Origin of the sequence: Sphingobacterium sp. WM (genome assembly GCF_029542465.1) — a bacterium.
GTDB lineage: Bacteria > Bacteroidota > Bacteroidia > Sphingobacteriales > Sphingobacteriaceae > Sphingobacterium > Sphingobacterium cellulitidis.
Map to the genome: position 1 here is coordinate 307,423 of NZ_CP120709.1, position 15,808 is coordinate 323,230.

14 protein-coding genes are annotated in these 15,808 nt (G+C 37.5%); 8 read left to right on the forward strand and 6 right to left on the reverse strand.

All coding sequences use genetic code 11. The features are described from left to right. Position 1 precedes the first annotated feature (1 nt). Genes PZ892_RS01350 through lepB form a run of 4 tightly spaced genes read left to right on the forward strand, consistent with a single transcriptional unit; the run spans position 2 to position 3,878 of the window. A complete protein-coding gene (locus tag PZ892_RS01350) occupies positions 2-922 on the forward strand; it encodes a ParB/RepB/Spo0J family partition protein (RefSeq protein WP_094257685.1) in 921 nt (306 codons plus the stop codon). After that, positions 922-1,671 carry a DUF5683 domain-containing protein gene (locus PZ892_RS01355; RefSeq protein WP_188713395.1) on the forward strand — a complete coding sequence of 250 codons (750 nt, stop codon included), beginning with the start codon at positions 922-924 and terminating at the stop codon, positions 1,669-1,671. Before PZ892_RS01350 ends, PZ892_RS01355 begins: the two co-directional genes overlap by 1 nt. Before the next feature lie 17 nt (positions 1,672-1,688). Continuing rightward, complete coding sequence (dapB, locus tag PZ892_RS01360) at positions 1,689-2,432, forward strand: 4-hydroxy-tetrahydrodipicolinate reductase (protein WP_182497916.1); 744 nt, start codon at positions 1,689-1,691, stop codon at positions 2,430-2,432. Positions 2,433-2,435: 3 nt separating this feature from the next. Then, positions 2,436-3,878 (forward strand): signal peptidase I, encoded by a 1,443-nt coding sequence (gene lepB, locus PZ892_RS01365; protein ID WP_182497917.1) that lies wholly within the window; start codon positions 2,436-2,438, stop codon positions 3,876-3,878. A 66-nt stretch (positions 3,879-3,944) separates the two neighbouring features. Here lepB and PZ892_RS01370 read toward each other — a convergent pair whose 3' ends face one another. After that, positions 3,945-4,661, reverse strand: a complete 717-nt coding sequence (locus PZ892_RS01370) for a pyridoxine 5'-phosphate synthase (RefSeq protein ID WP_277711997.1) — start codon at positions 4,659-4,661, stop codon at positions 3,945-3,947. 108 nt (positions 4,662-4,769) lie between these two features. Here PZ892_RS01370 and cdaA point away from each other — a divergent pair, with 108 nt between their 5' ends. The 3 genes from cdaA (at position 4,770) to PZ892_RS01385 (ending at position 9,503) form a co-directional block, all read left to right on the forward strand. Next, a complete protein-coding gene (gene cdaA / locus PZ892_RS01375; protein ID WP_169715207.1) occupies positions 4,770-5,564 on the forward strand; it encodes a diadenylate cyclase CdaA in 795 nt (264 codons plus the stop codon). A 105-nt stretch (positions 5,565-5,669) separates the two neighbouring features. Then, positions 5,670-6,578, forward strand: a complete 909-nt coding sequence (locus PZ892_RS01380) for a DUF1338 domain-containing protein (protein ID WP_182497919.1) — start codon at positions 5,670-5,672, stop codon at positions 6,576-6,578. Positions 6,579-6,581: 3 nt separating this feature from the next. Further along, positions 6,582-9,503 carry an FAD-binding and (Fe-S)-binding domain-containing protein gene (locus PZ892_RS01385; RefSeq protein WP_182497920.1) on the forward strand — a complete coding sequence of 974 codons (2,922 nt, stop codon included), beginning with the start codon at positions 6,582-6,584 and terminating at the stop codon, positions 9,501-9,503. Between the two features lie 56 nt (positions 9,504-9,559). Here the strand turns inward: PZ892_RS01385 and PZ892_RS01390 are convergent, their stop codons facing one another. From PZ892_RS01390 to PZ892_RS01410, 5 genes are all read right to left on the reverse strand, one after another. Then, positions 9,560-10,405: a DUF2911 domain-containing protein gene (locus PZ892_RS01390; protein WP_182497921.1), complete on the reverse strand. Its 846-nt coding sequence runs from the start codon at positions 10,403-10,405 to the stop codon at positions 9,560-9,562. A gap of 86 nt (positions 10,406-10,491) precedes the next feature. Beyond that, positions 10,492-11,766, reverse strand: a complete 1,275-nt coding sequence (locus tag PZ892_RS01395; RefSeq protein ID WP_182497922.1) for a sugar MFS transporter — start codon at positions 11,764-11,766, stop codon at positions 10,492-10,494. A gap of 268 nt (positions 11,767-12,034) precedes the next feature. Further along, positions 12,035-12,460: a hotdog fold thioesterase gene (locus PZ892_RS01400; protein WP_220476601.1), complete on the reverse strand. Its 426-nt coding sequence runs from the start codon at positions 12,458-12,460 to the stop codon at positions 12,035-12,037. Next, positions 12,450-12,986 (reverse strand): DinB family protein, encoded by a 537-nt coding sequence (locus PZ892_RS01405; protein WP_094257694.1) that lies wholly within the window; start codon positions 12,984-12,986, stop codon positions 12,450-12,452. The genes PZ892_RS01400 and PZ892_RS01405 overlap by 11 nt, the downstream gene beginning before the upstream one ends. Beyond that, positions 12,967-14,199: a HAMP domain-containing sensor histidine kinase gene (locus PZ892_RS01410; protein ID WP_094257695.1), complete on the reverse strand. Its 1,233-nt coding sequence runs from the start codon at positions 14,197-14,199 to the stop codon at positions 12,967-12,969. The genes PZ892_RS01405 and PZ892_RS01410 overlap by 20 nt, the downstream gene beginning before the upstream one ends. Positions 14,200-14,277: 78 nt before the next feature. On the opposite strand from PZ892_RS01410, the gene gltX reads away from it, so the two are divergent. Next, positions 14,278-15,807: a glutamate--tRNA ligase gene (gene gltX, locus PZ892_RS01415; protein WP_182497924.1), complete on the forward strand. Its 1,530-nt coding sequence runs from the start codon at positions 14,278-14,280 to the stop codon at positions 15,805-15,807. Position 15,808: the final 1 nt, after the last annotated feature.

Genomic DNA, 15,808 nt, shown 5'->3' on the forward strand with positions numbered 1-15,808 from the left:
TATGGCAGCACAACAGCGGAAAACAGGATTAGGGAAAGGTTTGGGAGCATTACTTCAACAAGAGGTAATCAGTACTCCTAAGGAACAGCCTGCTGAAACTCCTGCGAGTAAGACACCGAGCTCTCCTGCCGGTAGTATAAACTTTATTAAAGTCGAACAAATTGCCATTAACCCTTTCCAACCAAGGACGGATTTTGATGAAAATGCCCTGAGGGAATTGTCAGAGTCTATTGAGGTACAAGGGTTGATCCAACCGATTACGGTTCGTCAGATTGGCAAAAATGAATACCAATTAATTTCTGGTGAAAGAAGGTTAAGGGCTTCCAAATTAGCCGGTATCACTGAAATTCCAGCTTATGTAAGGACTGCAAATGATCAACAAATGCTAGAAATGGCTTTGATTGAGAATATTCAGCGTGAAAATTTAAATGCTATTGAAATTGCATTAAGTTTCCAACGTATGATTGAAGAATGCAGCCTTAAACAAGAAGAATTAGGTGATCGCGTAAGTAAAAACCGTTCTACAGTCACTAACTACCTTAGATTATTGAAACTTCCACCTGTGATTCAAGCGGCAATCCGTGATGGAGATCTTTCCATGGGACATGCTCGTGCGTTAATCAATGTTGGTGAAATCGATAAACAATTGTTTATTTTCAAAGAAATTGTTGAAAAAGGATTATCTGTTCGTAAAGCAGAACAACTGGTTCGTGAGGTTCAACAAGCTAAAGAGAAAAAACAAAAAGGTAAAAAAGAAGCTCCTTTGAATTTTCAATACCAAAAGATTGAAGATGATTTGGCATCAAAATTTGCCACTCGGGTTAAACTAAACGTAAAATCAACCAAAGGTAAAGGAGCAATTGAAATTCCTTTCAATTCTGAGGATGATTTAAGCCGAATTTTAGAGTTGTTAGACTGGTAATGTATAAATTTTTACTGCTCTTTGGAATGATCTTATCTTTTACTTGCCTAAAAAGTCAAGTAAAGGATACTATTCCGGACTCAACAAAGGTAATTCAAGTTCAGGATTCATTAAAAAAGAAAGCTGAACAAGATACCGTTAAAAAAGAAACTCGCGCAGAAAGGAAGGCTAGAATTAAAGCTGAAAAAGAACGTGAGAAGTTTTACTATAAGGATATTCGAAAGGATTCAGCTAGGTTAGCAATTGAACGTTTATCTAGAATTGCGTGGAAGCGCTCCTTGATTTTACCCGGTTGGGGACAATATACAAATGGAGGTCTATGGTGGGTTAAAGTGCCAATTATTTATGGTGGTTTTGTTGCCGGAGGATTAACCTTCAATTATTGGCAGTGGTACTATAAGGAGTTCTTGACTGAATTACAATATCGAGAAAAATATGGACAGCCTTCAAATCATGAATCTCTTGGATTAGGATCAAGCTGGACAGTACAAGGTTTAGTACAGCAAAAAGATTATGGTCGAAGAAATAGAGATTTGACGGTATTAGTAACTTTAGGATGGTATGGATTGAATGTTGTTGAAGCCTACGTTGATTCTATTTTAAAAAATCGATGGAATATCAGCAATGACCTAAGCTTTAAAGTTTCACCTACTTTACTGCCAAATTACGCTTACACTGCTGGAATGGGATCTTTTTCTGGATCTGGTTTTGTTTCTCCAGGATTAAAAATGACCTTTACCCTTAAATAAAAAAACCAATTAACTATATGAAGATCGTTTTATTAGGTTACGGAAAAATGGGGCAATTAATCGAACGCTTCGCCATGAAAAGAGGGCATGAAGTCGTTTTGATAATTGACGAAAGAAATAGAAACAGCATTACTCCTGAAGATTTGGAAGATGCTGATATGGCTATTGATTTCAGTACTCCACATGCAGCCTTAGAAAATATAAGTCTATGTTTTGAATCCAACTTACCATTGGTTGTTGGTACAACAGGATGGTATGAGCACTTGGACGAAGTGAAAGAAACCTGTTTAGAAGCTGATCAATCATTTTTGTATGGATCGAATTTTAGCATTGGTGTAAATATCTTCTTCCATATCAATAAAATGTTGGCTAAAGCCATCAATCCTTATAAGCAATATGATGTTCAAGTAGAAGAAATCCACCATATTCATAAATTGGATGCCCCTAGTGGAACAGCTATCACTATTGCTGAAGGAATTTTAGAAAATAACGACGAAAAGAAAACTTGGGTCAACTCTGTTGAAGGTTCTGGGGAGGAAGTTATCCCTAAAGGCAATGAACTGTTGATTGAAAGTCTTAGAATTGAAGAGGTTCCTGGAACTCATACGGTATTGTATAGCTCCGAGGTCGACCAAATTGAGTTAAAGCATACAGCACATAGCAGAGAAGGATTTGCATTAGGTGCGGTTATTGCAGCAGAATGGCTCTTAGGTAAAAAAGGATTTTACCAAGTAACTGAAATGTTTGATTTTAATAAATAATATATGTGGTATATCATTTTAGCCATATACATCATTGGGTCCGCTTATGGACTTTACCTATTGTATAGAAAAGCTGGTAAACAAGGCTGGGAAGCTTTTGTTCCAGTTTATGCACAGTATGTCATGGCACAATTGGTTGGAAGACCAACCTGGTGGATAGTGTGGCTATTTGTTCCTATTGTAAATATCTTTATTGGATATGATCTTTTATTAAACTTGATCAAATCTTTTGGAAAACATAGGTTTTGGGAGAATGCTGCAACAGTTTTGGTTCCGTTTATTGTGCTTCCAATGTGGGGAAGAGATCCTAATGTGAAATATTTGGGGCAATCAACCACTGAGGAATTCAAAAAACAATATGCATATAAGAAATCGGTAGCAAGAGAATGGGCTGATGCAATTATTTTTGCTACAGTTGCAGCTACTTTGATCCGAGGATTCCTGATTGAAGCTTATATGATTCCTACGGGATCAATGGAAAGAAGTTTGTTGGTTGGTGATTTTCTATTTGTAAGTAAATTGAACTATGGCCCCAGGGTTCCAATGACGCCATTGGCATTTCCTTTTGCGCATCACACCATGCCAATTACTGGTGGCAAAGCTTATTCCGAAGCAATTAAAATTCCTTATAAAAGACTTCCTGGATTTCAAGATATCAAACGTAATGATGTCGTAGTATTTAACTACCCAATGGAGGCTGATGCTCCTTTCAATAGACCTATTGATAAACGTGAGAATTATATTAAACGCTGTGTCGGTATGCCTGGTGATGTTGTTTCCATGGAGCGCACAAAGCTTTTTGTAAATGGAGAACCTGCCTTTATGGATGATGATTTCCAAACGAATTATTTGGTGTTTACTGAGCCAAATGGTTTAAACTTACAAAAGTTGTTGGATATGCGTATCGAAATGGATCTATTATATACCGATCCAAACATGGGGCAATATGCAATGCATATGACCAAGTCTGAAGCTGAAATAATTAAAAAATGGGCAAATATCAAAGAATTTAAAGAGATTATCTACGAACCTGGTGATGCCAATCCCAATTTCCAAGCTTTCCCATTTTATAAAAATGGTATCGTATGGAACTATGATAATTTCGGACCGATCCAAGTACCTAAAAAAGACTGGACTGTTAAGCTTGATTCATTGACTGTTCCATTATATGAAAGAGCGATTACCGTATATGAGGGCAATACTTTTGAAAGTAAATCAGATGGTTATTATGTGAATGGACAAAAAACTGATAGTTATACATTCAAAATGGATTACTACTGGATGATGGGGGATAATCGACACAATTCTTTGGATTCAAGAGGCTGGGGATTTGTTCCAGAAGACCATATCGTTGGTAAAGCTCTATTTACATGGTTAAGTTGGGATGAGGATGGATCATTCTTATCAAAGATCAGATGGAATAGAATATTTAGACCAATTCATTAAGGTCTCAAATACATAAAAAAAGGGTGTCAAATCAATTTGACACCCTTTTTTTGTTGCCTGTCGACTTTATTTTAAGCAGGCTAAATATCTTTTTATAGTTTCCTCGAGTCCAAGATATAGTGCATCCGCGATAAGTGCATGTCCAATACTAACTTCTAATAAACCAGGAATGTTTTGTTTAAAGTATTGTAGGTTATGTAAATCTAGGTCATGACCAGCATTTAATCCCAATCCCACTTTCTGTGCTGCCAAAGCGGCTTTTACATAAGGTTCTATAGCTTTTTCCCTGTTTGAATGAAAATCAGTTGCATAAGCCTCTGTATATAGTTCAATTCTGTCAGTACCGGTCTTGGCTGCTGCTTCAACCATTTTCTCATCTGGATCAACAAATATCGAAACCCTGATCCCCTCACTTTGGAACAAACTAACCATCTCTGAAAGATACTCCCGATGCTTAATGGTATCCCAACCATGATTTGACGTCAGCTGTCCTTCTTCATCTGGTACTAATGTTACCTGAGCAGGGGTATTGGCCAAAACTAAATCAATAAACTTCTGTTCTCGGCAATTCCCTTCAATATTGAATTCTGTAGAAATTTTAGCTTTTAAATCGAAAACATCTTGATAACGAATATGGCGCTCATCGGGTCTTGGATGGACAGTAATTCCCTCTGTACCAAATTTTTCACAAGCCAATGCTGCAGAAAGCACATTCGGTACATTTCCTCCACGTGAGTTCCTCAATGTGGCGATTTTATTGATATTTACTGAAAGTTTAGTCATAGTTTAGCTCCTTTTTACAAATTTACTCATTTAACAAGCCACATTCCTATCATTTTATGATTTTAAATCAGTCCATCAATGGATAATATTTTTTAAATTGCAGGAAGTATGGATGGTTTGGACTTCAATCTTTTAAGTGGCTTCAGGCTGCTGGATTTTATAGATATATTGCTGGTAGCAATTATTATTTACTATGTCTATAGCCTAATTAAAGGGACAATAGCAGTAAATATCCTAATTGGTGTCGGTCTGTTTTACGGAATTTACCTTGTCGTAAAGCAGATGGAAATGCGCCTTTTAACCGAAATTTTCGGTGGTTTTATTTCCGTGGGGTCAATTGCATTGATTGTCGTTTTCCAACAGGAAATACGAAGATTCCTTCTGCATATCGGAAAAAATATATCCTTAAGACGTAAAAAATTCTTTTGGTCCATATTCGGAGGTAAGAAATCTACCCACCGAGATAATGCTGAATTTATCAAACCCATCGTTGAAGCTTGCCAGAATATGTCCAAATCTCGAACGGGAGCACTTTTGGTTTTCTCACGATATTTTGATGAAGAGTATTATCAAACCAGTGGGACCATGATTGATGCCCCTATTTCTAAACGATTATTGGAAAGTATTTTCTTTAAAAATTCACCCCTACATGATGGCGCAGTGATTATTGTAGATAATAGAATTATGACTGCAAGCTCTGTTCTCCCACTCTCTGATAGCGAAGACTTACCACCTCAATTTGGATTGAGACATCGGGCTGCAATTGGAGTGACCGAAGTCTCTGAAGCAGTCGCTGTAATTGTGTCTGAGGAGACCGGTGAAATCTCTTTCGCTAAGGATGGAAATATTAATATGAACCTAACTGCCGATGAGTTAGAGAAGATTCTTGCGGAAGAATTGTAGTTTTTCTGAATAATATTTTTAGTTATCTCTTTTTTACTGAACAATTGTTTTTGTTTGACAAATTTTAGATAACTTTATTCAAATTATAAGACTAAATTCATTGTTATGCATTTCGACGACAAAAAACCTATCGATATAGTGTTAAACGATTTGTTTGAACATTACCGTGCAAACGTTTCTGATGTAGATAAAATTACTAAAGCCCTATTGGAACGTGACGTTGTGCAGTCACAGTCTGATATTGTAAATGACCATATAGCATTCCGTACCTTAGGAGTTCCAAATTTAGGGATCGCCTCTTTCGAAAAAATCTTTCTCTCTTTCGGTTATAAAAAGATGGATTATTATTACTTCGAAGGGAAAAAATTAGATGCCCATTGGTATGCCCCTCCTGCAGATCATTATCCAAGGATATTTGTGTCTCAATTGCGGGTTTCAGAACTCAGTCCGGCAGCTCAGGAAATTATTCTAAAATATACCTCCCCAATTTCTTCAGACCCTGTAGATTCTTTAGATCTAAACAATGGTCAAGAGGTTGCAGATTTCCTGCAAAAACCTCTTTGGGATCTACCAACTTCCCAGGAGTATGAAACATTGCTGGCTGAAAGTGAATATGCGGCTTGGGTTATCTTTAACCGATATTATTTGAATCATTATACCATTTCTATACATGAATTAAAAGATGGTTATAATACCCTTGAAGAGTTCAATGCCTTTTTGGAAAGCATCGGAATAAAACTGAATACTTCTGGTGGCAAGATAAAAACCAGTGAGGATAATCTTCTAAGACAGAGCAGTACTGTTTCAGCTTTATATGATGCGACATTTGCTGATGGTAAAACATTGGAAATTGCTGGTAGTTATGTAGAATTCGCTGAACGCAGTGTTTTACCTCAATTCAAGGACTTATCAAAATCAGAAATCAAAAGAGAACATCGTCGTGATGGTTTTGAAACCAACAATGCTGATAAGATATTTGAAAGTACCTACACATCACAAATTAAAGGATCATAGATTATGGAAGAGCAGTTAAACCTGCTTTCACAACAACTTAGTGGTGAGTTATTTTGGGACGAGAAGATGCGTTTGTTATATGCAACTGACGCATCCGCTTATCGCGAAATGCCATTGGCTGTCGCTTATCCAAAAGATAAGCAAGATCTCTTATTGCTTATTGATTTCGCTAGAAACAACAAAACTTCACTAATTCCTCGGACAGCAGGAACTTCTCTTGCTGGTCAGGTGGTAGGGGCTGGGATTGTGGTCGATGTATCAAAATATTTCACGAAAATACTAGAAGTAAATCCGGAAGAATCCTGGGTTCGCGTTCAACCGGGGGTTATTCGTGATGAGTTGAACCAGTTTTTAAAACCTTATAAGTTATATTTTGGTCCTGAAACTTCAACTGCAAATCGCGCAATGATTGGTGGAATGGTGGGAAATAACTCCTGTGGATCAAACTCCTTGATTTATGGAAGTGCCCGAGAACATACCTTGGAAATTCAAGCGCTATTGAGTGATGGTTCTGAGGTTAGTTTCCAAGCATTAAGTTTTGATGAATTTGACCAAAAATGTGCCCAAGATGATTTAGAAGGAACAATCTATAAACAAGTTAGGAGCATTTTAAGCAATTACCAAAATCAAGTACATATTCGAGAAAATTTCCCCAAACCGTCTATCCATAGACGAAATACAGGTTATGCCCTGGATATGTTGTTGGAAACAGACCCTTTTACAGCTGGCAAAGAACCTTTTAATTTCTGTAAGTTAATCTGCGGTTCGGAAGGAACTTTGGCTTTTATCACCGAGATAAAAGTTCATGCAAACCCTTTACCAGTTAATCCTAGTGGATTGTTATGTGTTCATTTCCATACCTTGGAAGATGCATTAAAGGGGAATCTCATTGTTTTAAAACATCATCCATTAGTAAGTGAACTGATGGATAAATATATCTTGGAGTGTACTAAAAGCAATCTTGAACAATCCAAAAATCGTTTTTTCGTGGAAGGTGATCCAGAAGCGATATTGATTGCGGAATATGATGCTGAAGACCAAGAGGCAATCCTAAATAAGGTAAAAGCAGTCGAAGAAGATTTATTGGCTCATGGATTAGGATATCATTTCCCATTGGTTTTGGGTGATGACAAAAAGAAAGTCTGGAACCTTCGTAAGGCTGGTTTAGGTTTGCTAAGCAATGTTCCAGGTGATGAAAAACCAGTCGCTGTAATCGAAGATACAGCGGTTGATGTTGAAGATCTACCTGCATATATTCATGATTTTAATGAGATTCTAAAAAAATATAACCTTTACGCGGTTCACTATGCCCATGCTGCCACTGGCGAATTGCATTTAAGGCCTATTATCAACTTAAAAACTGAAGCTGGAAATCAACTCTTTCGAGATATTGCATTAGAAATCGCACATTTAGTAAAGAAATATAAAGGATCATTAAGTGGTGAACATGGCGATGGCCGTTTGCGGGGTGAGTTCATCCCGTTGATGATTGGGGATCATAACTACCAATTATTAAAAGATATCAAACATTCCTGGGACCCTGAAGGAATTTTTAACCCAGGAAAAATTGTAGATACTCCAGAAATGAATACCTCGCTCAGGTATACGCCGGGTCAAGTTGAAAAACCTATAAAAACTGTTTTCCGATTTAAAGGACAAACGATTTTACAACATGCTGAGCAATGTAATGGCTCTGGGGATTGTAGGAAAACCCATTTGTCAGGAGGAACGATGTGTCCTTCCTATATGGCAACAAAAGATGAAAAGGATACAACGCGGGCTCGTGCGAATATCTTAAGGGAAATGCTAACACACTCGGAAAAGGCAAATCCATTTGATCATGAGGAGATAAAGGAGGTTATGGATTTATGTTTGAGCTGTAAAGCCTGTAAATCTGAATGTCCTTCAAGCGTAGATATGGCCAAATTGAAAGCCGAATTCCTGCAAGGTTATTATGATAGCCATGGAGTACCTTTCCGATCCAGGATGATTGGCCATGTGGACACTCTTACCCAAATGATGCAACCTATTGCGGGATTGTATAATTGGGTTGTCAGTTCTAAACTAACAAGTAGCTTGGTCAAAAATGTTTTAGGCTTTGCCCCAGAAAGACATATCCCTAAGATTGCCTCCAAGACCTTAAGAAAATGGTTTCAAGAAAAGGATAAACCCTTCTCGGGACATAAAGATCCAGTTAAATCAGTTTATTTCTTTTGTGATGAGTTTACTAATTTTAATGATGTTGAAATCGGTAAACAAGCGATATTGCTTTTGGAAAAGCTTGGTTATGAAGTGCTGATGGTACCTCATGCCTTTTCTGGTAGGGCTTTATTGTCCAAAGGATTATTAAGGGAAGCAAAGAAACTAGCGAATAAAAATGTGGAAACCTTCAAAGGAAGATTAAATGCGAATACCAAATTGGTTTCCGTGGAGCCATCGACAATCCTAACCTTTAGAGATGAATATGTTGATTTGGTGGATGAACATTTAATCAGTGATGCTGAACGAATAGCTCCCTTGGCAGTTACAATTGAGGAGTTTATTTGGGAAGAATACTTGGCAGGAAATATCTCATCGACTCAGTTTACTACCAAAGAAGAAAATATTTTGCTGCATGGACATTGCCAACAAAAAGCTTGGGGTTTACTACCAACCGTTTCCAAGATTTTGACAATTCCAGTGAATTACAAAGTGAAGGATATTCCTTCCGGTTGTTGTGGAATGGCGGGTTCTTTTGGCTATGAAAAAGAGCATTATGAATTATCGATGAAGGTAGGAGAGTTGGTGTTGTTTCCAGCGGTTAGAGGCAAGTCTGAAGCAACGTTGATTGCCGCTCCTGGTTCAAGTTGTAGACATCAAATCATGGATGGGACAGGAGTACAATCCAAACATCCTGTTGAAATCTTATATAAAGCATTAAAATAAATAAGAAAGCGGAGATTGATGATTCAACCTCCGCTTTCTTATTTATGTCTATTGAATTATTTTTTAGCCGCTTCTAAAGCATGCATATTCAATTTTACGTACTCTTGGTTATTGGAATCTTTTGCCATCTTTAATCCTTCCTCAGCAGCTTTGATAGCTCCAGCTTTATCTCCAGCTTTTGCTAATATCAATGATTTCCAATATTTGATATGTGGAGCATTTTTATTTCCTTTATCCGCTTCTTTCACCCATTCCACAGTTTTTACCATATCTAATCCATTGCTGAAGTAATACATAGCCGCTTGGAAATATGGCTTTTTCTCACCTTTCATCGCCTCATCAATACTTGCTAAGATTTCCTCTTTTTGATCTACAGCAATATTGAACGATACCTTGGTCTTTTCCCAGCTTAAAGATAGATCTAAAGATTGCTCATGAATATCGTCGAATTCAATTGTGAATGTTTCTACTGGAGTGTCTAAAGCTTTTGGTTTTACTTTTACGCGCAATACATCATCAGCTTTATCGTAAGTATATGCACCCCATTGCTTTGCATTATTGTTGAAAATAATCGTCCACTCATCCTCTCCAGGAATAGTGAATAGCGCATAGGTTCCTGCTTCAAGTTTTTGTCCTTCAATCATTACCTCTGATTGGAAGGTAATGTTCGTCGCATTATTTGCACCAGTACGCCAAATTTCATTGTACGGAACTAAATCTCCAAAAATAACACGACCTCTAGCACTAGGACGCTGATAAACCACACTGATTTGTTCTATTCCCAAATCCTGAAGGATAAATTGGGTACTACTTGCTTGTGGCAACTTTAATTGTGCTTCTGCCTGAGTAGAAGTGAAAATAAGCCCTGCCGCAACAAGGATACTTAACGCTAATTTTTTCATAATCATTTTAATAGAATATTCGAAGATAAGAAACTGTGCCAAAAAAACAATGGAGTTAGTAATCTAACTCCATTGTTTTGCTTATTTTAAGCACTAGTCTTTTTTCTAACCTTATGTCCTGCAATAGCATAATACAGGATATATAGATAACATGGTAAAGCAATCCAATATGCTTGGTGCGCTCCAACATTATGCGCTAAAGCACCATATAATAATGGAATTACAGCACCACCCGCAATACCCATAACCAAAATTCCTGAAGCAGCACTGGTAAATTTGCCAACTCCTTTTAACGCTAGTGGCCAAATCGCTGGCCATACCAGTGAGTTTGCTAAACCTAACAATCCAACCATGGTCAATGAAACCATGCCGTCTGTAAATATAATTCCTACAGTTAGGATAATACCTAATATAGCACATGCCTTTAATGCTGTCTCTTGTGATAAATATTTTGGAATACAAATAATACCGATAATATAACCTACGACCATGGATCCCATCGTAAAGGCCGTAAAGAATTTAGCTGTATTCAATGGAATTCCTAAGAATGTACCGTAAGCAATAATCGTATCACCAGCTAAAACCTCAACCCCTACATAAGAAAACAAGGCAATAAAACCTAATAATACATGTGGGAAATCAAAGATAGAGTGTTTGTTCTCAGTCGCTTTGTGATGTTCTGAATCTTCCTCCTCGTCTCCTTTCACCTCCGGAAGATTTGATTTTGAAATCCAGAATGCTAAAATTACTAACACCACTACAATCCCGATATAAGGATTAACTACTTGAAGTGCAATCTTATCCAAAGCTATGCTCGATTCCTCAGGACTCATAGAAGCCAACTGATTTTTTACCTTATCCGCTTCATCAAGTTTTAAGAAGTATCCTAAAATAATTGGCGCTAATGCTCCAGCAAATTTATTACAGATACCCATAATACTAATCCTTCGTGCCGCCGTTTCAACAGGACCGAGAATTGTGATATATGGATTGGATGCTGTTTGCAAAATCGCAAGACCTCCACCCATGATGAACAAGCCTAATAAAAATAATATATAGGTTCTGGAATAGGCTGCAGGAATAAATAACAATGCTCCAACTGCCATAATACCTAAAGATACAGCCATACCATTTTTAAAACCAAAACGGTTTAAAACCCATGTAGAAACAGGAGCCATAACCAAGTATGCAATGTAAAAAGCGAAGGTTACAAAGTACGATTGTACTTCTGTAAGTTCACAGGCTATCCTTAAATATGGTATCAAAAGCGAGTTTAACCAAGTCGCAAAACCAAAGATGAAAAACAGGGAACCTATGATGATCATTGGCCCAACGGTAGATTGATTATTTTGTGTACTCATAAAATTGATTTACAAATTAATAATAAGGTAGCCACAAGGCTAATAAAATAAAATGATATTTTAAAACAGAATTTCTAAAGCAAACGGTTGCATTTTCTGTAAAAAGTTTGAGCCTTACTAAAAATCAAGCATTAACGGGAAGGGTCATACGGAAAGATTATTTAAAAAAAAGAGACATTACAACGTAATGTCTCCTCAAAACCTAAACCGTATCATAAAACCATATAGATATGATACAGGCTAAACAGATGTTAAAACAAATTGTTTTTTAGATTTTCGGTTTTTTTATAACGGCAATCGTCAGCCTTGAAATACAAACCAATTGGTTTCGTTCATTATGAATTTGAATATCCCATACGTGAGTGGTCTTGCCTATATGAAGCGCCTTACATGTTGCGCGAACAATACCCTTGGTCACTGGACGAATATGGTTAGCATTGATTTCTAATCCAACACCTGCCCATTCCTCTGAATCTATGACCATATTGGAGGCAATGCTGCCAACGGATTCGGCTAATACACAGGAAGCACCGCCATGTAACAACCCATAGGGTTGTTTCACTTTTTCATTCACCGGCATTTCCGCAACTAATGCATCAGGACTAATGGAAACAGCTTTAATGTCTAAAAAACCAGTCATATTGATGGAAAATAGACTATTGATCTCTTCTAAACTATACGCTCTATACCACATCACCATTCAAATTTTGATCTTTTAGATATCTGGATTTTAGTAGCATAACATGATGATTTAAATGCCCTGCTATGATATATAAAAATGCCCGAACGCTAATTAAACGGTCTGAGGCCATCCCTTTTCTACTCAGTTCAGTATCATCAAATGAATTGAATAAATACATATTGGCCTTTCTCAAGTGTATAAACTCCTCCTTGATATCCTCCATTTTGCGCTCATTATGTCTGCCGTTTGCAACAAACTCATCCTGTTCAAATGAGGATAAGGCGGTCATGTCGTTTCTTCCAAATCGCAATGCTCGATAGGTCATGATGCGCTCCGCATCCAGGATATGACAAAGTACTTCCTTAATCGTCCATTTTCCCTCGGCATAACTGAAAGTCCCCAATTCTTCTGGAATGCTTGAAATAAATTCTGGAAATGAGTCAATTTGTTCATTTAATTCTTCCATAACGTCACCTGTGATGGTTTCGATGTAATCGTTGAAAATCGCCGGATATTCGTCAGATTTGAGTGGGTTCATAGCGTAAATTACTTTTTAATACAATTCTAAATGTTGTACCTTTTCCTAATTCAGATTCTTTAACAAAAATTTGTCCTCGGTGATAATATACCATACGCTTTGTCAAACTAAGCCCTAAGCCCCAGCCACGCTGCCTTGTAGTATATCCTGGTTGGAAAATAGTCTCCCAATTTGACCTCGGAATCCCTTTTCCAGTATCACTAATGTCTATAAAAATTTCTTCTTTTGCAATGTTTTCGGAAATGTTAACCGTTATCTTTCCTTCGCCTTCAATAGCATTTACCGCATTTTTTAGTAAATTCTCAACAATCCAATCAAATACCTGAACATTTAACTTAGCCTCGACTTGCTGGTCTCCAGTAAGCTCAAAGGATATTCTTTTACTCGTTCTGACCTTAAAGTAATTCACATAATCTTCAACTACTTTAAATATGACATGATTGGATAAGGAGGGAGTAGATCCTATTTTTGAAAACCGATCAGCAACAATTTCAAGCCGCTGGACATCCCGCTCCATTTCATCCAACAACGCATTATCCCGCCCTTGATACGTAATCCGAGCCAGCTCTAACCAGCCCATCATCGAGGATATCGGTGTACCCAGTTGATGAGCGGCCTCCTTGGCCATACCAACCCAAACTAAATTTTGCTCCGAATCCCGAATCGAATTAAAAACTGTATAGGCTACGATTAGAAATACAGCAATTAACGATAATTGGATGTAAGGGAAAATCCTCAGTTGGCTCAAAGCCTTTGAATCATGATAATAAACCAACCACTTTTCTCCCGTATCTAACGAAATATGAATTGCTGGATGAGATTTTTTCATCTTTTCCAATTGCTTTTCAAAATAGGGTGGGTCATATACCAGATTCGTGTCTACCGCTTGGCTGGAAGGATGGATGTTGGTCTTCGTACTATCTAAATCACGCCAGAAAATAATATCCCCATTTTCCTTGGTGATGATTGCAGGAAGTGATAAACTGTCGCGAACAGCATATATGAAACTAATAAACTGATCATCTACATCTGGCATGGATACAATGCTTTGAGTACTCATTGCCCATACCTCCGCTTTTGTCCGCTCTGATTTTGAAAGGTTTTTAACCAAATAGTTCGTGTAAAGCAACGACGCAGCCGCAATTAAGGCCGCAAATAAAAACAGGAAAAACTTCCATTGTTGTTTATTATATCGATAGGGATGTTGCTTCATATTGAATTTAGTCAACCAAATTAATCATTTTAAGATTGCTACGAGAAAGAAAAGTAATAATTGCTTAATTTTGTGGTTATGAGTTCAGACAAAAAAGTAAGGGTCCGTTTTGCACCTAGTCCTACAGGCGGATTACATTTAGGCGGAGTCCGTACCGCATTATTCAATTATCTTTTCGCAAAACACCATAATGGCGAGTTTATCTTGCGTATTGAGGATACTGACCAAACTCGTTTTGTGCCAGGTGCCGAAGAATATATTATGGAATGTTTGGCATGGTGTGGCTTAAATCCAGATGAAAGCCCTATTAACCCTGGAAGTTTTGGACCTTACCGTCAGAGCGAAAGAAAACCTTCCTATAGAAAATTCGCAGAACAATTAGTTAATGACGGACATGCATATTATGCATTTGATACCGCTGAAGAATTAGATGAACAACGTAAAATTCATCCTAATTTCAGATATGCCCATGATAACCGAATGAACTTGAGAAACTCCCTGTCCCTAGGACAAGAAGAAACCAATCGCCTCCTAGCTGAAGGTGCTCCTCATACCATTCGTATTAAAATGCCAGAAAACGAAATTGTAGCATTTGATGATATGATTCGTGGCCGTGTTAGTTTTGAAACTAGTTTGGTAGATGATAAGGTGTTGTTGAAAGCCGATGGTATGCCGACCTATCATCTTGCAGTAGTTGTTGATGATAGGGCAATGGAGATTTCTCATATCTTCAGAGGGGAAGAATGGTTGCCTTCTGCTCCAGTTCACATCCTTTTATGGGATTACTTGGGCTGGAAAGAGGAAATGCCTAATTGGGCCCACCTGCCATTGATTCTTAAACCAGATGGAAATGGGAAATTGAGCAAAAGAGATGGTGACCGATTGGGATTCCCAGTATACGCAATGAACTGGAATGACCCTAAAACAGGTGATCTTACTACAGGATTCCGTGAAAGAGGATTCTTACCTGAAGCATTCGTCAATATGCTTGCTTTGCTAGGCTGGAATGATGGTACTGAACAGGAAATCTTTGATATGAACGAACTTGTTCAGAAATTCTCTGTTGATCGTATCAGTAAAGCCGGTGCCAAGTTTGATTTTGAAAAAGCAAAATGGTATAACCAGGAATGGATAAAACGTGCGCCAAATGCAGAATTGCTGCCTGAAGTTAAAGCCGTTTTAGAAAAACATGGCCTGAATACAGCGGAATATACTGATGTTTTTATTGAATCTATTCTTGATTTAGTTAAAGAAAGATTAACTTACATTGAAGATTTTTGGGAACAAGCATCGTTTTTCTTTCAAAAACCAGAAAAATATGACGTTGATGCCGTAAAACCTAAGTGGACCGATGAAAAATCTACCTTCTTCAATGAAGTAGCAGATTTATTTGCTGATCAATCAACTTGGGAATCTGCCTCTCTTGAACCTCTTTTTAAAAATAAAATCGCTGAATCCGGAATGAAAATGGGCGAATTAATGATGCCTTTCCGTATTATGTTGGTTGGTGGTAAGTTTGGACCTGATGTGTTCAAAATTACTGAGGTTCTTGGTAAAGAGGAAGTCATTGAAAGAATTAAAACCGCTGTTCCTCAATTTCAGAATTAAG